The sequence below is a fragment of the Nocardia sputi genome (genome assembly GCF_023501985.1).
Genome location: NZ_JAMFLC010000021.1, coordinates 72,355 through 92,519 on the forward strand (window position 1 = coordinate 72,355; position 20,165 = coordinate 92,519).

The 20,165-nt window shown below is 68.8% G+C and carries 19 protein-coding genes; 17 read left to right on the forward strand and 2 right to left on the reverse strand.

Annotated features, from left to right (window positions below):
• Positions 1–40: 40 nt before the first annotated feature.
• The 15 genes from M8859_RS26315 (at position 41) to M8859_RS26385 (ending at position 14,347) form a co-directional block, all read left to right on the forward strand.
• The gene (locus M8859_RS26315) at positions 41–724 is read left to right on the forward strand and encodes a TetR/AcrR family transcriptional regulator (RefSeq protein WP_249644949.1); all 684 of its coding nucleotides are present in this window, start codon (positions 41–43) and stop codon (positions 722–724) included.
• A 40-nt stretch (positions 725–764) separates the two neighbouring features.
• Positions 765–1,784, forward strand: coding sequence for a zinc-dependent alcohol dehydrogenase (locus M8859_RS26320; protein ID WP_159926113.1), 1,020 nt, complete (start codon positions 765–767; stop codon positions 1,782–1,784).
• Positions 1,785–2,094: 310 nt separating this feature from the next.
• Entirely contained in the window at positions 2,095–2,904 is an 810-nt protein-coding gene (locus M8859_RS26325) for a helix-turn-helix transcriptional regulator (protein WP_159926111.1), read from the forward strand.
• Complete coding sequence (sufB, locus tag M8859_RS26330) at positions 2,901–4,337, forward strand: Fe-S cluster assembly protein SufB (RefSeq protein ID WP_159926109.1); 1,437 nt, start codon at positions 2,901–2,903, stop codon at positions 4,335–4,337. Before M8859_RS26325 ends, sufB begins: the two co-directional genes overlap by 4 nt.
• Positions 4,337–5,515: a Fe-S cluster assembly protein SufD gene (gene sufD, locus M8859_RS26335; RefSeq protein ID WP_249644950.1), complete on the forward strand. Its 1,179-nt coding sequence runs from the start codon at positions 4,337–4,339 to the stop codon at positions 5,513–5,515. The genes sufB and sufD overlap by 1 nt, the downstream gene beginning before the upstream one ends.
• Before the next feature lie 37 nt (positions 5,516–5,552).
• Positions 5,553–6,329, forward strand: coding sequence for a Fe-S cluster assembly ATPase SufC (gene sufC / locus M8859_RS26340; RefSeq protein ID WP_159926105.1), 777 nt, complete (start codon positions 5,553–5,555; stop codon positions 6,327–6,329).
• 1 nt (position 6,330) lies between these two features.
• Positions 6,331–7,602, forward strand: a complete 1,272-nt coding sequence (locus tag M8859_RS26345) for a cysteine desulfurase (protein ID WP_195071342.1) — start codon at positions 6,331–6,333, stop codon at positions 7,600–7,602.
• A 22-nt stretch (positions 7,603–7,624) separates the two neighbouring features.
• Positions 7,625–8,122, forward strand: a complete 498-nt coding sequence (sufU, locus tag M8859_RS26350) for a Fe-S cluster assembly sulfur transfer protein SufU (protein ID WP_159926101.1) — start codon at positions 7,625–7,627, stop codon at positions 8,120–8,122.
• Positions 8,123–8,262: 140 nt separating this feature from the next.
• Positions 8,263–8,592, forward strand: a complete 330-nt coding sequence (locus M8859_RS26355) for a metal-sulfur cluster assembly factor (RefSeq protein ID WP_283780086.1) — start codon at positions 8,263–8,265, stop codon at positions 8,590–8,592.
• 385 nt (positions 8,593–8,977) lie between these two features.
• Complete coding sequence (locus M8859_RS26360) at positions 8,978–9,406, forward strand: DUF4189 domain-containing protein (protein ID WP_159926090.1); 429 nt, start codon at positions 8,978–8,980, stop codon at positions 9,404–9,406.
• A gap of 307 nt (positions 9,407–9,713) precedes the next feature.
• Positions 9,714–10,550, forward strand: a complete 837-nt coding sequence (locus M8859_RS26365) for an SDR family oxidoreductase (RefSeq protein ID WP_249644951.1) — start codon at positions 9,714–9,716, stop codon at positions 10,548–10,550.
• A gap of 86 nt (positions 10,551–10,636) precedes the next feature.
• Positions 10,637–11,686, forward strand: a complete 1,050-nt coding sequence (locus tag M8859_RS26370) for a 3-oxoacyl-ACP synthase III family protein (protein WP_249644952.1) — start codon at positions 10,637–10,639, stop codon at positions 11,684–11,686.
• Between the two features lie 2 nt (positions 11,687–11,688).
• Complete coding sequence (locus M8859_RS26375) at positions 11,689–12,615, forward strand: beta-ketoacyl-[acyl-carrier-protein] synthase family protein (RefSeq protein ID WP_159926084.1); 927 nt, start codon at positions 11,689–11,691, stop codon at positions 12,613–12,615.
• 72 nt (positions 12,616–12,687) lie between these two features.
• Positions 12,688–12,852, forward strand: a complete 165-nt coding sequence (locus M8859_RS26380; RefSeq protein ID WP_249644953.1) for a hypothetical protein — start codon at positions 12,688–12,690, stop codon at positions 12,850–12,852.
• Between the two features lie 163 nt (positions 12,853–13,015).
• Positions 13,016–14,347, forward strand: a complete 1,332-nt coding sequence (locus M8859_RS26385) for an NAD(P)/FAD-dependent oxidoreductase (RefSeq protein WP_249644954.1) — start codon at positions 13,016–13,018, stop codon at positions 14,345–14,347.
• A gap of 82 nt (positions 14,348–14,429) precedes the next feature.
• On the opposite strand, the gene ku is transcribed toward M8859_RS26385, so the two are convergent.
• Together ku and M8859_RS26395 are read right to left on the reverse strand one after the other, a co-directional pair.
• Entirely contained in the window at positions 14,430–15,431 is a 1,002-nt protein-coding gene (ku, locus tag M8859_RS26390) for a non-homologous end joining protein Ku (protein ID WP_249644955.1), read from the reverse strand.
• A complete protein-coding gene (locus M8859_RS26395) occupies positions 15,428–16,540 on the reverse strand; it encodes a lycopene cyclase family protein (RefSeq protein WP_236565519.1) in 1,113 nt (370 codons plus the stop codon). Before M8859_RS26395 ends, ku begins: the two co-directional genes overlap by 4 nt.
• 498 nt (positions 16,541–17,038) lie before the next feature.
• Between M8859_RS26395 and M8859_RS26400 the strand changes: the two genes are divergently transcribed.
• Positions 17,039–19,249 (forward strand): MMPL family transporter, encoded by a 2,211-nt coding sequence (locus tag M8859_RS26400; protein WP_159926078.1) that lies wholly within the window; start codon positions 17,039–17,041, stop codon positions 19,247–19,249.
• Between the two features lie 98 nt (positions 19,250–19,347).
• Positions 19,348–20,145, forward strand: coding sequence for a hypothetical protein (locus tag M8859_RS26405; RefSeq protein WP_159926076.1), 798 nt, complete (start codon positions 19,348–19,350; stop codon positions 20,143–20,145).
• The last annotated feature ends 20 nt before the right edge of the window (positions 20,146–20,165 follow it).

Below are 20,165 nucleotides of genomic sequence, written 5' to 3' on the forward strand. Positions count from 1 at the left end.
TCCGGCCGGACCCGCCCCGCCCGCGGGGCACAATCGACGGATGGTTTCGGAGTCCAGGCGGCGGATCGAGGTCGCCGCGTGCGGGCTGCTCGCGCGGCACGGGTATCACGGGTTCGGTCTGAAGGCGTTGAGCGAGGCGGCCGAACTGCCGTACGGCTCGATCTACCACCACTTCCCCGGCGGCAAGGAGGAGATCGCGGTCGCGGCGATCACCGGGACCGGAGTGCTGACCGGCCGGATGATCCGGCAGGCGCCGACCGACGTGTTCGCCACCATGGGCACGCTGTTCGAGTTCATGGTCGCCAAGCTCGGGGACTCGGACTGGACCGACGGGTGCCCGATCGGGACGCCCGCGCTGGACGGCGGCAGTGACGTCGAGGCGGTGCGCTCGGCCTGCGTGCACGCATTCGACACGATGGAGCAGGCGTTCGCGGGGCTGCTCGCCGAGCTCGGCCTCGGCGGAGCGGACGCGGCCGAGCTGGCCACCACCGTGGTCGCCGCCTACGAGGGCGCCACGATCCTGGCACGGATCCGGCAGACGGACGCGCCGCTGCGCACGGTGGCCAAGTCGATGGAGCGGCTCATCCGGTCGACCTTCGCGGCGGCGGGGATCGGAGGCGCGCCGTCCGGGCCGGGCGGATCGGCGCCGACGGCCGAGCCCGGTGCAGCGGCCGCGGCCGGAAAACCACCGGAACTACCTGCCGAGCAGGGCGGTTCCGGGTGAAGGCCTTGACTAGAAAGAACGTTCTAGCGACACTCGGACGATGAAGCGTCTGATGCTCTCCGGTCCCGGTGCGATGCGCTGGGAAGAACACCCCGAACCCGTCCTGAGCGACCCCGGCCAGGCGCTGGTACGGCCGGTCGCGCTGGCTACCTGCGACATCGACCCGGCCGTGCTGCGCGGTGCGTTCCCGCTGCCGGGGCCGTACCCGTTCGGGCACGAGGGCGTCGCGGAGGTGGTCGCGATCGGCCCGCAGGTCCGCGGCGTCGCCGTGGGCGATCTGGTCGTGGTGCCGTTCCAGATCTCGTGCGGCGCCTGCCGACCCTGCGCGCGGGGCAGGACCGGCAACTGCGCGAGCCATCCGCCGCTGTCCACCTTCGGGCTCGGCACCCTGGGTGGGCTGGACTGGGGCGGCCTGTGGGCCGATCTGGCACTCGTGCCGCACGCCGACGCCATGCTCGTCCGGCTGCCGTCCGGCGTCGACCCGGTCGCGGTGGCCAGCGCGAGCGACAACATCCCGGACGCCTACCGTGCCGTGGGGCCGCGACTGGCCGACGATCCCGGCGCGGAAGTGCTGGTGATCGGCGGCCCGGCCGCGCCCTCGATCGGCCTCTACGCGGCCGGACTCGCGGTCGCCCTCGGATCCGCTCGCGTGGTGTATCTCGACGACGCCGCCGAGCGGTTGGAGATCGCGAAGTCGCTCGGTGCGGAGGCGATCGAAGGGCCGCAGGACGCGCGGATCGGCCGGTTCCCCGTCACCGTGGAGGCGGCGGGCGGGGCGAAGGCGCTGCGCGCGGCGATCGGCGCGACCGCATACGACGGCTGGTGCACGAGCGTCAGCGTCCAGTTGCGGGACGTCGCCCTGCCGATCTTCGACATGTACTCCCGGTGCTGCACCTTTCACACCGGCCGCGCGCACGTCCGTCCGGTCATTCCCGAGATCCTCGATCTCGTCGCGGCCGGTCGTTTCGATCCGTCGCTGGTCACCACGGCCACAGTCGCCTGGGACGAGGCGGTGGACGCGCTGCTGGAGACGCCGATGAAGCTCGTCGCCGTGCGATGAGCAGGGCTGTGACGAACGGCACTTCGCGGAATCGCCGCGGCAGGTGGGAGTCCCGGCGATCGCGCCGGATGCGAGGCGCCGCAAACGCTCCGCGTCTCGCTCACGTGCGCCGACCGGTGCTGGCCCCCGTTCCTTCTGCGCAGGTCAGCCGGAAAAGTTCCGCTCCGATTACCGGCATGCGAGGGTGGACACCTGTCCGAAGAGTGGAACCGGTCAGCTCCGGCACGCCGGATCGCCCGCCGGCCGAACAGCCCGCTGACTCAGGGCACCCTTATTAGATTTTAGGAACGAATTCCGCCACACTGATGTTGTGAAAACCGTGGGTTTGCGGAGGGACGACGCAGGAGCTGGTCGCAAGGCCGGCGCCGGGTCGGTTGCTGCGCCCGCGACGGTCGGCGGTGAAGGGCATACCCGAGCGGCCATCGTGCAGTTGCTGCTGGAAGAAGGGCCGATCACCGCTACCGCCATCGGGAACAAGCTGGGCTTGGCCCCGGCGGGCGTGCGCAGGCATTTGGACGCCCTGATCGACTCCGGTCAGGCGCGCGCGGGCCGATCGGCGCCCTGGCAGCAGAAAGGCCGCGGCCGCCCGGCGAAGCAGTACCAGCTCACCGCTGCCGGGCGAGGCCAGCTCGGCCACGCGTACGACGATCTGGCCGGAGCCGCCATGCGGCAGCTGGGGGAGATCGGCGGCGAACAGGCCCTCACCGAGTTCGCTCGCAAACGGGCACGCACTATCGTGGCCGGGATCGAACCGGTCGCTCAGCACACCCCGGATCAGACCGAGGCCAAAGCCGAGGAGATCGCCGAGGCGTTCACCGACGCCGGATTCGCCGCCACCACCCGCAAGGTGGGCGCGGGCGTGCAGATCTGCCAGCATCACTGCCCGGTGGCGCACGTCGCCGAAGAGTTCCCGCAACTGTGCGCGGCCGAACTCGAGGCGTTCCGGGAACTGCTCGGCACGCACGTGCAGCGGCTGGCCACGATCGCCAACGGCGACTGCGCGTGCACCACGCACGTGCCGCTGCTCGTCCTGTCGGCCGACCGGACCGAAACGTCAGCACCAACCGCTGCACAGCCCGCAGCGGTACGAACGAACGACTCCGGAAGGAGTGCCGAATGACGACGACCACCGACCAGGTGCAACCGCTCACCCAGGAAGAGGCCATTGCTTCGCTGGGCAAATACGGTTACGGCTGGGCCGATTCGGATGTGGCCGGCGCCAGTGCGCAACGAGGTCTGTCCGAGGCGGTTGTCCGCGACATCTCGGCGAAGAAGAGCGAGCCGGAATGGATGCTCGAACAGCGGCTCAAGGCCCTGCGCATCTTCGACCGCAAGCCGATGCCGCTGTGGGGCTCCAATCTCGACGGCATCGACTTCGACAACATCAAGTACTTCGTGCGCTCGACCGAGAAGCAGGCCGCGTCCTGGGACGAGCTGCCCGAGGACATCAAGAACACCTACGACAAGCTGGGCATCCCCGAGGCGGAGAAGCAGCGGCTGGTCTCCGGTGTCGCCGCGCAGTACGAGTCCGAGGTCGTCTACCACCAGATCCGTGAGGATCTGGAGCAGCAGGGCGTCATCTTCCTCGACACCGATACGGCGTTGAAGGAGCACCCGGAGATCTTCCGGCAGTACTTCGGCACGGTCATCCCCGCTGGTGACAACAAGTTCTCCGCGCTGAACACCTCCGTGTGGTCGGGTGGCTCGTTCATCTACGTGCCGCCGGGCGTGCACGTCGACATCCCGCTGCAGGCCTACTTCCGGATCAACACCGAGAACATGGGCCAGTTCGAGCGCACGCTGATCATCGTGGACGAGGGCGCGTACGTGCACTACGTCGAGGGCTGCACCGCGCCGATCTACAAGTCGGACTCGCTGCACTCCGCGGTGGTGGAGATCATCGTGAAGAAGGGCGGCCGCTGCCGCTACACCACCATCCAGAACTGGTCGAACAACGTCTACAACCTGGTCACCAAGCGGGCCAAGGCCGAGGCGGGCGCGACCATGGAGTGGATCGACGGCAACATCGGTTCCAAGGTCACCATGAAGTACCCGGCGGTCTGGATGACCGGCGAGTACGCCAAGGGCGAGGTGCTCTCGGTGGCCTTCGCCGGCGAGGGCCAGCACCAGGACACCGGTGCGAAGATGCTGCACCTGGCGCCGCACACGTCCTCGACCATCGTGTCGAAGTCGGTGGCGCGCGGCGGCGGCCGGGCCTCCTACCGCGGCCTGGTGCAGGTGAACAAGGGCGCGCACGGCTCGAAGTCGACGGTGAAGTGCGACGCGCTGCTGGTCGACACGATCAGCCGCTCCGACACCTACCCCTACGTCGACATCCGCGAGGACGACGTGACCATGGGTCACGAGGCGACCGTCTCGAAGGTCTCCGAGGACCAGCTGTTCTACCTGATGAGCCGCGGCCTCACCGAGGACGAGGCGATGGCGATGGTGGTGCGCGGCTTCGTCGAGCCGATCGCCAAGGAACTGCCGATGGAATACGCGCTCGAGCTGAACCGCCTGATCGAACTGCAGATGGAAGGAGCCGTCGGCTGATGGCAGTGGAGAACGTTGCCGAAGCGGCCGAGGCCCGTACCCCCGCGGTCAACAAGGGTGAGGTGTTCACCTCCTTCGACGTCGACGCCTTCGAGGTGCCGTCGGGGAAGGACGAGGCGTGGCGGTTCACACCGCTGCGCCGCCTGCGCGGCCTGCACGACGGCACCGCGGTCCGGGACGGCCACGCGGTCGTCGAGGTCGCCGCGGCCGAGGGCGTGACGGTCGAGACCGTCGACCGTGCCGACAGCAGGCTCGGCGCGGGCGGCGTGCCGTCCGATCGCGTCGCGGCGCAGGCCTACTCCGGCTTCGAGCAGGCCACCGTCGTGTCGGTCGGCCAGGAGGTCGAGGTCTCCGAGCCGGTCACCATCACCATCACCGGGCCCGGCGAAGGCAAGACCGCCTACGGCCACCTCCAGATCCGGCTGGACCGCTTCGCCAAGGTGACCGTGGTCATCGACCAGCGCGGCAGCGGAACCTACGCGGAGAACGTGGAATTCGTGCTCGGCGATTCCTCCAAGCTGACCGTCGTCGCCGTGCAGGACTGGGCCGATGACGCCGTCCACGCCACCGCCCACCACGCCAAGCTCGGTCGCGACGCCACGCTGCGGCACATCTCGGTCACCCTCGGCGGCGACCTGGTGCGCCTGACCGGCAACGTCCGCTACGAAGGCCCCGGCGGCGACGCCGAACTGCTCGGCCTCTACTTCGCCGACGCGGGCCAGCATTTCGAGCAGCGCCTGCTGGTCGATCACGCCGTCCCGAACTGCAAGTCGAACGTGTTGTACAAGGGTGCGCTGCAAGGGGATCCGCACTCGCCGAAGGGCGACGCCCGCACCGTGTGGGTCGGCGACGTGCTCATCCGCGCCGCCGCCGAGGGCACCGACACCTTCGAGGTCAACCGCAACCTGGTACTCACCGACGGCGCCCGCGCGGACTCGGTGCCGAACCTGGAGATCGAGACCGGCGAGATCGTCGGCGCCGGACACGCGTCCGCGACCGGCAGGTTCGACGACGAGCAGCTGTTCTATCTGCGCGCCGGCGGCATCCCGGAGGACGCCGCCCGCCGCCTGGTGGTGCGCGGGTTCTTCCACGAGATCATCCAGAAGATCGCGGTGCCCGAGTTCCGGGAGCGGCTGGAGGCGGCCATCGAGGCCGAACTCGCCGCCATCGGCGCCTGATCAACGACCCCATACCTGGCAAAGGAATTCGAATTCGATGACCACCCTGGAAATCAAGGACCTGCACGTCGAGGTCGCCAACCCCGACGAGTCCGGCGAGCCCATCAAGATCCTCAAGGGCGTGAACCTCACGGTGAGATCCGGTGAGACGCACGCCATCATGGGCCCCAACGGCTCCGGCAAGTCCACGCTGTCCTACGCGATCGCGGGCCATCCGAAGTACACGGTGACCTCCGGCTCGATCACCCTCGACGGCGAGGACGTGCTGGCGATGTCGGTGGACGAGCGCGCGCGTGCCGGCCTGTTCCTCGCCATGCAGTACCCGGTCGAGGTTCCCGGCGTCTCGATGTCGAACTTCCTGCGCACCGCCGCCACCGCCGTGCGCGGCGAGGCCCCGAAGCTGCGGCACTGGGTCAAGGAGGTGAAGGAGTCGATGAGCGAACTGGAGATCGACGCCGCCTTCGCCGAGCGCAGCGTGAACGAGGGATTCTCCGGCGGTGAGAAGAAGCGCCACGAGATCCTCCAGCTGGGCCTGCTCAAGCCGAAGATCGCCATCCTGGACGAGACCGACTCCGGCCTGGACGTCGACGCGCTGCGGATCGTCTCCGAGGGCGTCAACCGCTACAAGGAGCGCGAGAACGGCGGCGTTCTGCTGATCACGCACTACACCCGCATCCTGCGGTACATCCAGCCGGAGTTCGTGCACGTCTTCGTCGGCGGCCGCATCGTCGCCGAGGGCGGCGCCGAACTCGCCGAGGAACTCGACGCCAACGGCTACGTCCGCTTCACCGCTAACGCCACTGCTGGAGCCTGACATGACCGCTACGGTCCGCACCCTCGACGTCGCCCGTATCCGGGCCGACTTCCCGATCCTGAACCGCACGGTCCGGGACGGGAAACCGTTGGTGTATCTGGACTCCGGCGCGACCGCGCAGCGGCCGATCACGGTGCTCGAGGCCGAACGTGACTTCTTGATCACCAGCAACTCGGCGGTGCACCGCGGTGCGCACCAGCTGGCCGAGGAGGCGACCGACGCCTACGAGGGCGCGCGGGCCGACATCGCGCGGTTCGTCGGCGTCGACGCGGGCGAGATCGTGTTCACCAAGAACGCCACCGAGTCACTGAACCTGGTGACCTACGCGTTCGCCGACGACAGGTTCCCCTACCACGTGGGTCCGGGCGACGAGATCGTCATCACCGAGCTGGAACACCACGCCAACCTGGTGCCTTGGCAGGAACTGGCCCGCCGCACCGGCGCCGTCCTGAAGTGGTACGGCGTGACCGAGGACGGCCGGATCGACCTGGACTCGCTGGAACTGTCGCCCGCCACCAAGGTGGTCGCGTTCTCCCATCAGTCCAATGTCACCGGCGCCGTCGCCCCGGTCGCCGAATTGGTGCGCCGGGCGAAGGCGGTGGGCGCGCTGGTAGTGCTCGACGCCTGCCAGTCGGTACCGCACATGCCGGTGGACTTCCGTGACCTCGGCGTGGATTTCGCCGCGTTCTCCGGCCACAAGATGCTCGGTCCCTCCGGCGTCGGCGTGCTCTACGGCCGCCGAGCGCTGCTGGAGGAGATCCCGCCGTTCATCACGGGCGGGTCCATGATCGAGACGGTCTTCATGGACCACAGCACCTACGCGCCGCCGCCGCAGCGGTTCGAGGCCGGTGTGCCGATGACCTCGCAGGTGGTCGGATTGGGCGCGGCCGTGCGGTATCTCGAAGAAATCGGCATGGACGCGGTCGCGGCGCACGAGCACGCGCTGGTCGGCGCGACGCTGGAAGGGCTGGCCGGGATCGATGGCGTGCGCGTCATCGGCCCCATCGAGAACCTCGACCGCGGCGGCGCTGTGTCGTTCGTGGTCGACGGCATCCACGCCCACGACGTCGGTCAGATCCTGGACGACGAGGGCGTGGCCATCCGGGTGGGCCACCACTGCGCGTGGCCGCTGCACCGCCGTTTCGGCGTCGCCGCCACCGCTCGCGCCTCGTTCGCGGTCTACAACACCCTCGCCGAGGTCGACGCGCTGGTCGCCGCGGTGCGGAAGGCTCAAGCGTTCTTCGGTGTGAGCGCAGCGAACGCCGACGATTAGACACAGTGGGGTTGCACAAGACATGCGCATGGAGCAGATGTACCAGGAAGTGATCCTGGACCATTACAAGCACCCGCATCACCGCGGGCTGCGCGAGCCGTTCGGGGCCGAGGTGCACCACGTGAACCCGACCTGCGGCGACGAGGTGACCCTGCGCGTGCAGCTGGACGCGAACGGCGACATCGCCGACGTCTCCTACGACGGTCAGGGCTGCTCGATCAGCCAGGCCGCGACCTCGATCCTCACCGATCAGGTCATCGGGCTGCCGGTGCAGCAGGCGCTGAAGGTGGTCGACTCCTACAGTGAGATGATCTCCAGCCGGGGCACCATCGAGGGCGACGAGGACGTGATCGGCGACGGCATCGCCCTCGCGGGCGTGTCGAAGTACCCCGCGCGGGTGAAGTGCGCGCTGCTCGGGTGGATGGCGTTCAAGGACGCCGTCCTGCGAATCAGCCCTGATCAGCCCACCGGGGCCGCCGAAGGAACTGCACACTCCGAGGGAAACGGGAAAGCGTCATGAGTGACACACCGGCCGTCGACACGACCGAGCAGACGGAGCAGGCCGCGCCTGCCGCCGAGCTGTCGGAGGTGTCGCAGACGTCCGAGTCGGCTGAATCGTCCGAGTCGGCTGAATCCTCCGAGTCGGCTGAGTTGGCTGGATTGTCTTCGGAGGACATCAAACTGCTTGAGGACATCGAAGAGGCGATGCGCGACGTCGTCGACCCGGAACTGGGCATCAACGTCGTCGACCTCGGCCTGGTCTACGGGCTGCGCGTCGAGGAGGACAACATCGCGATCCTCGACATGACCCTGACCTCCGCGGCCTGCCCGCTGACCGACGTCATCGAAGACCAGTCCCGCAACGCGCTGGTGCGCAGCGGCCTGGTGGAGGATCTGAAGATCAACTGGGTCTGGATGCCGCCGTGGGGTCCGGACAAGATCACCGAGGACGGCCGCGAGCAGCTGCGCGCCCTCGGGTTCACGGTGTAACCGGCTGGGGTACCGCCGCCGACCCGACTGACCGCCTGCATGGCGACCGCTCGTCCCCCGCACGACAACGCCGGGTGACCAGTGCAGTGCGGTGGGATCCCCGAGCTTCGTCCGGGGCCGGTGATACAGGCCGCGAGGTCGGCGTCTTGCGAAGTCACCGAAGTCACGGGTGAGGCCCGCGCTGGTGTCTGGTTTGGCGCTGCTCGCTTGCCTGCGGCCCGCAGGTCATCGCCGAGGAAACCACGGGTCCCCACCCCGGACCGGGAGTACTGGCGCGACCCGCCTACTCGCTGCCGCACCGGCTGGGAAGGCACTCGTTGGACAACACGGCTGCGCTGCACGATGATCCGAGTCCTGAACTCGTTCGCCAGACGTGGAGGATGACATGGCGGTGCCGCGCAAGGCTGTTCTCGGTCTGGCGGTGGTGTCCGCCGCCACCTGCGCCGTGGTCGGCAATTCCGCGAGTGAAGCGCGTGCGGCCGGGGTCTACTATGGCGCGCTTGCGCTTTCGTCCAGTACCGGCGCCGTCGCGTCGGCGGTCAATTTCGCAAGCGCCGCCGCAGCCGAGACCGCGGCCCGTGCCGAGTGCGGCGTCACCGACTGCCGGGCCGTCGTGCAGTTCTGGAACGCCTGCGGGTCGGTGGCCCGCGGCGCGGACGGCAAGCACGGATGGGCGTGGGCGCCCACGCGCGCCGAAGCCGAGCAGAAGGCCATCGGCACCCTCGGTCTCAGCGCTCCCGCCTTCCCGGATCTCGGCAGCGCCATACCGCGCGCCGCGACCATCCGCCTGACCGCCTGCACGGCGACCGCCTGATCGAGGCGCGGTCACAGCTGGCCGCCGACCGTGCCGCGCCGGACAGCGCGGCGCCGCAATGATTTCCGAGCCGCGCATCCTCGGCAAATAGACACTCGTAGAGTAGGCGCGGGAATTTCGCGCACCATGGTCGAAACCGTCGTCGCTGTCAGGGGCGATTCACCTCAATCGATGCTCGAGCCCTGACTCGGGATCGCCGCGGTTCATGCTGACTGGACCGCGATTCATGCCTGATCGATGAAAATATCGGTGCGGGTGGCTCGTGTCAGCAATCTTCGAGGAAACTTCTGTGGCAGGGTGTTCCGCTGTGCAGACAATCCTGATCACGGGGGCGACATCGGGTATCGGTCTCGAATCGGCCCAGCAGCTGGCAGCTGAGGGGAATCGGCTCGTCTTGGTCGGGCGGAATCCGCAGAAGCTTTCCGCCGCGGCGGAGCTGGTGCGGTCCGCGGGGGCGGCGGGCGTCGAGACGCTGGAGTGCGATTTCGCCTCCCAGTCATCTGTCCGGCAGCTGGCCAAGGAGGTTCTGGCCGCATACGACCACTTGGATGTGCTGGCCAACAACGCGGGCGCCTACCACAACACTCGGATCGAAACCGGGGACGGCGTCGAGGCCACGTTCGCGGTCAACTTCCTCGGTGGTTTCCTGCTCACCGAACTGCTCACCGAGCTGATGGTGAGCAGCGCCCCGTCACGCATCGTGTTCACCTCCTCGGTCATGCAGTTCGGCGCCACCATGGATTTCACGGATCTGGGCTTCCGGCACGGATACTCGGGGGAGAAGGCGTACAGCCGCTCCAAGCTGGCGAACGTCCTCTACACACGGGCACTGGCGCGGCGTCTCGAAGGGACCGGAGTGACGGTCAACGCCTTTCACCCCGGTGCGGTGGCGACCGGGATCTGGGATTCGATGCCGTGGTTCGGCCAACCGTTGGTCGCGCTCGCCAAGCGACTGTTCATGGTGTCCGCCGCGGAGGGCGGACGAGCCCTCACGTACCTGGCCACCGATCCCGAAGTCGCCGCGGTCAGCGGCTGCTACTTCCAGAAGAACCGCGTCAAGGCTCCGTCGCGTCTGGCCCAGGACGACGCGGTCGCTCAGCAGCTGTGCGATATCAGCGCGGCCTTGGTGGGACTGACCGAGTAGACGTGGCGGGACCAGCGACTCCCGGCAACGTTGTCGCCAGAGCATCACCGGACCTTTGTCGCCGACTGAAGCAGAAAGCAGGGGTTATGCTTCGTACTCGTTTCGAGTCGATCGGCTCGTACACACCCACGACCGTCCGCTCTACCGAGGATCTGATCGCCGAGCTGGCTGTGCCGAGGTCGTTGGATCTGGAGCGCATCACCGGCATCAGGAATCGGCGTGTCTACAACTCCGATCCGGACGGGTACGAATCGTCCTTCGAGCTGGCGTTGCACGCGATCGAGGACTGTCTGCTGTACTCCGACTACCGGGCCGACGAGCTGGACGTCGTCATCTCGGCCTCCATCACTCGCACCCGTGGCGCGGGAATCTTCTGCTACGCACCGTCTTTCGCATCGATGCTGGGCCGGGCGATCGGCGCGGACGCGGCACGGCACTTCGACGTCTCCAACGCCTGCGCCGGAATGCTCACCGGAGTGATGGTGCTCGACCGCATGATCAAGGCCGGGGTGGTGCGCAATGGCCTGGTGGTCAGCGGGGAGCAGATCACCCCGATCGCCGAGACGGCGGTGCGCGAGATCAGCCAGCCCTACGACCCGCAATTCGCGGCGTTGACCGTCGGGGACGCGGCGGTCGCGGTCGTGCTCGACGGGCGCGGTGACGACAACGACGAAATCCACTACGTCGAACTCATGACCACAGCCGACGGCGCCGAGCACTGCCTCGGCATGCCCAGTGACCGCACCGGCGGGATCGCGATGTACACCGACAACCGCGCCATGCAGAACGAGGCCCGGTACCAGCAGGCGATCAACCGCATAGCCGACTTCTTCGCCGAAACCGGTCGCAGGTGGGAGAGCGAGAAGTACGACTACTGGATCCACCACCAGTTCAGCGCCCCTGCCATCGAATACATCGCGGACCTGACCGAACGGCATTTCGGCACGCCGATGCCGCAGGCTCTCAATGTGTTGCAGGATTACGGCAATACGGCCTCGACCTCGCATTTCCTGGTCTTGCACGAATATCTCGCGCAACGCAGGATCCCCAAAGGGTCGAAAATCCTCATGATCCCGGCGGCGTCGGGAATCGTCTCCGGGTATCTGGCCGCGACCATCTCGCGTCTGGAGGCATGAGCATGGCGACGACGATCGTCTCGGCCGCGACGAACCGCGACCTCGACACCGGCAGCTACTTCGAATTGGCCGCCCGCGCGGCACTCGCCTGCGTGGAGCGCTCGGATGTCGGCCTCGACGAGATCGGCATGCTGGTCAACGCGGGTGTCTTCCGGGACAGCAACATCTCCGAGCCCGCGGTGTCGGCGCTCATCCAGAAGCGGATCGGCCTGGGACTGGCCTACGAGACGGGGCGTGTCCCCGCTTTCTCCTTCGACCTCATGCATGGCGCTACCGGTCTGCTGCATGCCATCGTGACCGCCGAAGCGTTCCTCGCCACTGGGACCGTGAGGTATGCGTTGCTCGTCGCGGGCGATACCCACCCCTCGACCCGGCGTGAGGTCGCCGGTTTCCCCTACAGCGCTGGTGGCGCCGCGCTGCTGCTCGGGAGTTCGGATGCCGCGGGCGGATTCGGCCGGCTGCACACCTGCGAGACCACCGGTCCCGTCGACCCGATCGCCTGGGTGGCCTTGGGCGATGCCGGCGCCGACGGCCGTAGCGCCATATGTGTTCGTGCCGGTGCGGATGACCCGGTGGATCTGGCGACCGCGACCGCGCGCTCCTGCCTGGACGAGGAAGGACTCGACGGCGGCGACTTCGCCGAGGGGCAGGCGGTGCTGCTGGCTCCGATCCCGGATGCCCGCTTCCGGGCCGGCTTGGCGGACGCCCTGGCCATACCGCCGCAGTCGGTCGTCGGCTTCGACCCCTCGCTCGAAGCTCCCTACACCGCGGCCCCGGTGCACGCCTACCTGAACGCACTGGACACGGGCCTGCTCGACACCGCGCGCACCGTCATCTTCCTGGCAGCGGACGGAGCATCGGCCGCCTGTCTCGCCTACCGGCCCCGGCTGGCGTCGCCCGCGCGACAGAAAGCGCCCGCGTTCGGGTGAAGTATGTGATTCGTGCCCGGATTGAGATGGCCTGGCTCGGGTAGGCCGAATCGACGACGAAAGGGGCACGCGATGGCACGGGAGAACGACACCGACAAGCACGACACCGACGAGAACGACGCCGGCGAGCCGAAGGGTGGCAGGCCGGGACCGAAGGATCGGGGCCGCGAAGGCGGGATGGCGACCAGGGAGATCGCCCCGGAGCTGACCGATCCGGACGAGCCGCGCGAGGAGTGAACGCCTTCGTGCCGCAATCCCGAATCGGTCGCGCTTGCGCGAGAACCCGATTCGGTGTGGCGGCCCACCGCGGCAGCGCCATCGAGCCGAGGAGGCCGGGAGAGCGGTTTCGAATGCGCCAGGGCGGGAATGGCGTCGGAGAGCTGACGCCGAGGAGGTTTTCGTGCCGGATGGGGACACTACCGGCCCGCAGCGGGTCGTGATCGTCGGGAGCGGATTCGCCGGATTCACCTGCGCCCAGAAGCTTTGCCGGATCGTGGCCCGGGCGAACCGGGACGTCGAGGTCGTACTCGTCACGCCCAACGACTACATGCTCTATACCCCGCTGCTGCCCGATGTGGCGGGCGGACTGATCGACCCTCGGTTCGTCGCCATTTCGCTGGCCGATTCGCTGCCGCGAGTCCGGTTGGTGGTGGCCACCGCCGAGTCGGTCGATCTGCGGAACAAGACGATCACGGTGACCAGCGAGCATCACCCCCCACGGCAGTTGTCGTGGGATCGGCTGGTACTCACCCCCGGGTCGGTCACCCGCCTGTTCGACATACCGGGCTTGGCGCAGCACGCCCGCGGGCTCAAGACCGTCGCCGAGGCGCTGTACCTGCGCGAGCAACTGCTGCGCCAACTCGAACTGGCCGACCAGGAAGACGACGCCGAGGTACGGCGTGCTCGGCGCACCGTGGTCGTCGTGGGGGCCTCCTACGCTGGCACCGAACTCGTCGCGCAGTTGCGCGCACTCGCCGACGCCTACGCCGCGCGCCGCGGGTTCGACCCCTCCGAGGTGCGCTTCCTCCTGCTCGACACCGCTGCGAGGGTGATGCCCGAGGTCGGCGAGCGCCTCAGCGACAAGGTGCTGAAGGTGCTGCGGCAACGCGGCATCGAGATCCGGCTGGAGACCTCACTGAGCGAACTCGGCGCGGACTCGGTCGCGCTCACCGACGGCACGGTCGTCCCGGCCCACACGGTCGCCTGGGTGACGGGCGTGACCGGTGCGCCGATGCTGAGCACGCTCGGCCTGCCACTCGAGAAGGGGCGCCTGGTGGTCGACGCGACGCTGGGCGTCCCCGGCCATCCCGACGTCTTCGCGGGCGGCGACGCGGCAGCCGTGCCCGACCTCACCAAGCAGGGCCGGATCACCCCGCCCACCGCCCAGCACGCCACGCGGCAGGGCAAGACACTCGCCAGGAACATCGCCGCCAGCCTGGGCATAGGCACGGCCACTCGGTACAAGCACCGCGACCTGGGCCTGGTCGTGGACCTGGGGCCTGGATTCGCGGTCGCGAACCCGATGGGCGTCCACCTCTCCGGTCTCCCCGCCAAAGCGGTGACTCGCGCCTATCACACGTTCGCGGTGCCCAGAGCCGTCAACCGTTGGGCGATAACGGTTTCCTACCTGACCATCGCGGTGACGCCCCGGCCGCTGGCCCTGCTCGGACTCGTCAGCCACGAGGAAGCGAGCTTCGGCGCCAGCGAGGGAATTCCCGCCGGGCCGGGGTGAGCAGATCACCCGGCCGCGACCGTGCGGCAGAGGGCTGACCGAGAACTGGCGGCCGCCGTAGGTCGCCCGCGCCGACGAGCGCTCAGGCTCCCTTGCGGGCCGGAGCCTTCTTGGCGGCTTTCTTGGCGGGCGCCTTCTTTCCCGCACTCTTGGCGGCGGTGCTCTTGGACGCCGTGCCCTTCGTCGCGGTGCTCTTGGATGCGGTGCTCTTCGACGCTGCGCTCTTGCCCGCGCCGCTCTTGGCCGTGGCCTTCTTCGCCGCCTTCTTCGGCTCCTCGCCGCCGTCACCGCCCGCCGTCCGGCGACCACTGGCTTCCAGACTGCGTTGCAGCGCGGCGACCAGGTCGACCACCTCGGCGTCCATCCCGCTCGGGACGAGCTCCGGTTGCTCGGGCACCTTGCCGGTCCCGCTGGCGATCGCCTCGTCGAGCAGGCGTTTGAGCTCGATCTGGTACTCGTCGGTGAACTGGTCCGGATCGAAGTCGTCGGACATCGCCTCGACCAGCGTCTCGGCCATCTTGATCTCCTGCGGCCGGGGCTCGGCGACACCGTCCAGGGACTCGAATTCGACGGAGCGGACCTCGTCCGGCCACAACAGTGTCTGCAGCACCAGGATGCCGTCGCGCACGCGCAGCGCGGCCAGCCTGGTCTTCTGGCGCAGTGTGAAATACACCAGGGCGGTGCGCTCGATCTCCTCCAGCGTCCGAGCGAGCAGGACGTATGCCTTCGGCGTGCTGGAATCCGGTTCCAGGTAGTAGCTCTTCTCGAACAGGACGGGGTCGATCTGCTCGGACGGCACGAACTGCAGAACCGGGATCTCGTGTTTCTCCGCGACGGGCAGTTTCGCGAAGTCCTCGTCGCTCAGGACGACCTTGTCCCCGTCCGGGGACTCGTAGGCCTTATCGATGTCGGTGTACTGGACGGATTGACCGCACACGGTGCAGACACGCTCGTATTTGATCCGGCCTCCATCCTTGGCGTGCACCTGATGGAACCGGATGTCGTGGTCCTCGGTGGCGGTGTACACCTTCACCGGGACGTTCACCAGCCCGAATGCGATCGAGCCCTTCCAGATCGATCTCATGCATCCATCATGGCCGAAGCCCATCGACCTCGCGACCCAACCGGCATCCCGAGTGTCGCGGCCGCGACACGCAGGCGCAGCGGCCCCGGCAGCGCCCGGAACAGGGAACTCATCGCCGCGACCGTGCCGCCGAGGTCGGTGCGGCCCGACAGATAGGCGCGCTGCGTGGCCGGGGGCAGCGTGAAGAACGTGTCGAAGAACAGCGGGATGTCACCGGGCGGTAAAGCCAGCAGTGCCCGCAGCCCGGCGGTGCGCAGCTGGTAGACGACGCGTGCGCCGGGCGGCCACACGTCCGCACCCGCCGCCACCGCATCCGCGCAGGCCAGCACGGCGCCGACGCTGTAGCCGGTGGCCGGATGCAGGAATCCGCCCGCCGCGCCGAACCTGTGCGGCCCCGGACGTCCTCCTTGCACGGGGAACCGGACGTGCTCCACGGGTTCGGCGCCGGTGAGCCGGATGCCCCTGGCACGGAGCCGGTGGTGCAGGCGGGTGCGCAGTTGGGCGCCGGTCAGGGCGGGGCGACCGGCCAGGCAGGTCTCCTCCAACAGCATCCGCTCGTCGTCCAGCGGGACCGCGTAGAGGAACGAGCGCGGTGCGTGGGCTGCGGCGCCGTTGTCGGGACGCCAATCCATGAACAACGGATCCAATCCTCCGCATCGTTGCGCGTCCACGATCACGCCGTAGGCGGTCTGCTCGGCCCGTGCGGGGGAACGGCTGAGCCCGCGTGCGTCGACGACCCGGCCTCCGGTGATCGTCGCGCCGGACGCCAAGGTCACACGCTCGGGAGCAATATCGACCGCACGATCCGAGACGACGTGCGCACCGGACAGGTCCAGCGCGGTCTGCAGCCGCCCGGTATCCAGCACGACGTAAGGGCGGTCCACTCGGTGGGCGCGCGTGCCCCAGGCCGTCGGGCGCGGTACCGTCGCCGCGACGGCCTCCGGCGTCAGCCAATCGGGCAGTTCGTCGGCCCACGCCGCGTAGGTGGCCGTCCACCTGCGCCCCGGTGCGGGATCCACCACGGTGACCGTGAGCCCGCGCGCCGCGCCGCGGTGGGCGAGGGCGCGACCGGCCGGGCCGAGGCCACAGACGACGAGGTCGGGCTTCACGCCGGGCCCGTGTGGATCCGCAGAAATCCGTATCGATGCATGGACCGAGCCTCTCATCCGCCGGCTCGACGAGAGGCCGGCCGGGTCGAACGCGTCCGGTGCGAGTGTCCGCACGCGGACCCGGGTCCCGCGGGTGAACTCTTCGCGAATCCTGTCGCGACGATCGTGGCCGCCTCACCGCGTGCGGAACACCGCGGACGCGCAAGGCCCCATGGGCCGTCCTGGAGCGGCTGCCTTCCTCGGCCGGACAACGCGGCAGCATGCCGGTCCGGGGCCGGGACTCGGCGCAGTGGACGGAATGTGTTCGCGCTCACCGGAGTTTGTCGCACGTTGCTAGGATGCCGGGGCGCTGGCGCACGCATCCGGCTCCGGTGCCGAGTGTCAGGTGTCGGCGTACCGGTGCGCCGCGGATGGCGCGCCGGGCAGGTTGCCGACCGGCGGCCGCGGGAGTCCGAGGACGAAAGCGGTGCGACCGGAACGAGTTAGGGGTAGACGCAAGTGTTCGAACTGACCAGGCGGCGCAGCCGATGGATCCTGGCCGTGTTCGCGGTGCTCGCACTGGCGATGGGCACGCTGAGCGCGACGCTGTTCGACAAGGTGCAGGGCGGCGGGTACATCGACCCCGACAGCGAATCGAGCCGGGCGACCGCGGCACTGCGGGACGCCTTCGGCCAGGCGCCCCCGAATCTCGTGCTGCTGGTGCAGACGCGCCGGTCGGTGGACGACGACGCCGCGGCCACCGCGGCGACGAATCTGGTCACCGATCTGAAGGCGGCCTCCGGGGTGACAGGTGTCACCTCGTACTGGACCGACAAATCGCCCGCGCTGCGCAGCACCGACGGCACCAAGGGGCTGATCGTGGCCAGCATCCTCGGTGAGGAGGCCGAGGTCGACAAGCGGGTGGGTGATCTCGCCGACCGGTTCGCGGGCACGCACGGCCCGCTCGAGGTGCGGGTGGGCGGCTACGCGATGCTGTTGCACGAGACCGTGCAGCAGAGCGAGAAAGACGTCGTGCTCGGTGAATCCATCGCTTTTCCGATCACGCTGATCGCATTGCTGCTGGTGTTCGGCGGCCTGGTCGCGGCCAGCCTGCCGCTGGTCGTCGCCATGATCACGGTGATGATCACGATGGGGGCGCTGTGGCTGATCGCGAGCGTCACCGATCTCGCTGCGACCGCTACCAATGTCGCCACCCTGCTCGGGCTCGGCCTGGCGATCGATTACAGCCTGCTGATCATCAGCCGCTACCGCGACGAACTGGTCGCCGGACAGCAGCCCGCGGCAGCCGTGGCCGCGACCATGCGCTCGGCGGGGCGGACCGTCGCGTTCTCGGCCGTCACAGTCGCCGTGGCCCTCTCGGGTCTGCTGTTCTTCCCGCTGCTGGCCGTGCGGTCGATGGGGTACGCGGGTCTGGCGGTCGCGGCGATCGCGGCGACGGTGTCGCTGACCGTGCTGCCCGCCATCCTGTTCCTGCTCGGAACCAAGATCGACAGCGGGCAGTTGTGGTGGTTCCTGCGCGCCGCCCGCCCCGCGCCCGGCGAGGGCGCCTGGCATCGCCTGGCGAGGTTCGTGATGATGCGCCCGGTGCCCATCGGCCTATCGGTGACCGCCCTGTTGCTCGTGCTGGGCGCGCCTTTCCTCGGTGTGAAACTCGGCTTTCCCGACGAGCGTTCGCTCCCGGAGACGATGAACAATCGCCAGGTCACCGAGACCATCCAGCGTGACTTCGCCGCAACCGAGCATCACGGGCTGTTCGCCGTGCTGCCCGAAAGCGCCTACAGCGCGGCTGGTTTGGACGCCTACGCCCGGGAACTGTCGGAGATCGAGGACGTCCGCAGGGTCGACACCGCCACCGGCAGTTACAGCCACGGCGGTCTGCTCGCCCCGCCCACGGAGGCCAACGACCGCTTCCGCGCCGAGAACGCCGCCTACCTCACGGTGGTCCCGGACACCACCGATCCCGGTGTGCTGGACCGGATCGCCGCGGACGTGCGCGCGACGCCCGCCGCTTCACCGGTGCTGGTCGGCGGCGTGGCGGCGGCCAACGCGGACGCGATCGACGCGGTGGTCTCGGCGCTGCCGTACGCGCTGGTCTTCGTCGTGCTGATCATGATGGTGGTCCTGTTCCTGCTCACCGGCAGCGTCGTGCTGCCGCTGCTGGCGGTCGTGCTCAGCTTCCTGAGCCTCACCGCGACGTTCGGTGCGCTGGTGTGGATCTTCCAGGACGGTCACCTCTCCGGGCTGCTCGGCTTCACCGTCACCGGCGACCTGCCCCCGACGGTTCCGGTCATGCTGTTCGGCGTGGCGTTCGGTCTCGCCATGGACTACCAGGTGTTCTTGTTGGCGCGTATCCGGGAGGAGTACCAGCGCACCAGATCCAACGCCTTGGCCGTCACCTCCGGGCTGGAGCGGATCGGCCGGATCGTCACCGCGGCGGCGGTCCTGATCTCGCTGGTGTTCCTCGGTTTCCTCGCCTCCGACATCACCTTCATGAAGGCGTTCGGCATCGGGCTACCGCTCGCCGTCCTGGTGGACGCGACCCTGGTGCGCGGCTTCCTGCTGCCCGCGGCCATGGAACTGCTCGGCGATTGGAACTGGTACGCGCCCGGACCGCTGCGCAAACTGCACCGGCGATTCGGCATCGAAGAGCAGTCTGCCGCCCCGGCGGTCGCAGGTCGCGAGGATTGGCGTCAGCCCGCCCGGCTCTGACCGCGGCAGCCTGGGCGGATCGGGTAGGGTCTTGCGGGCAGCCGGGGGGAGTCCACACGGGGTGGGACGGCTGTCGGGAGATGTGGAGGGCGCTCGCGATGACCTATCCATCCGGCTCCGAATTCGGGGCCGGCTCAGAGGGTTACGGCACAGGGGACGAGACGTACCCATCGGACTGGGGGCGGATGTCGCCGCCGAGCGCGTACCCGGTGGCGGCATGGGAGGAGCCTCCGCTTCCACCGCCGCCGAGGTCCGGAAAGGGTGTCATCGTCGCTCTGGTGGTCGGCCTCGTGGTCGTGCTGGTGGCGGTCGGTGTCGGCGTGGCGCGGTATCCGCGCGAGCGAGGGCACGCGCAAGCCGCGGCGACCTCCGCCGAAGCGACGTCGGCCGCTGCGACCACACGCACGGGCGCCGCCACCAGCACGCGCCCGGCGCGCCCCGCTTCGGGCAGGCTGAGCTACACCGAATACGCGGGGGACTGGGACTTCCGGTTCGATCGCGTGGAACTGCACGCCGACTGGGTGGACGGTCGTGATCACGCCGATTGCGGCCCCATCGAGGCGGCGGGCAAGCTCACCGGCCTCGGTTGCGCCTACGCGGCGGAACTGGTGTACCGGACCGAGGGCGGCGCGCTCATGCTCACCCAGTTCGTGCTCGGCATGACCGATCAAGGCCGGGCCGCCGCGGCGAAGGACCGGTTCACCGACGCCGACCTCACGCTGCGCCCCGGCACCTACATCAAGGGCTATGCGACCGGCAAGTGGAAGGACGGCAGCCAGAAGGAGTTCGTGGTGGTGACGCTGGCGACCGCCACCGACGCGGTCGACGCGCCGACCGTCGAGAAGTACCTGCGCTACCGGCACGCCGACATGCTCGGCGCACTGGCGTTCCGGTAGCGCACCGCACCCCGAGGGTC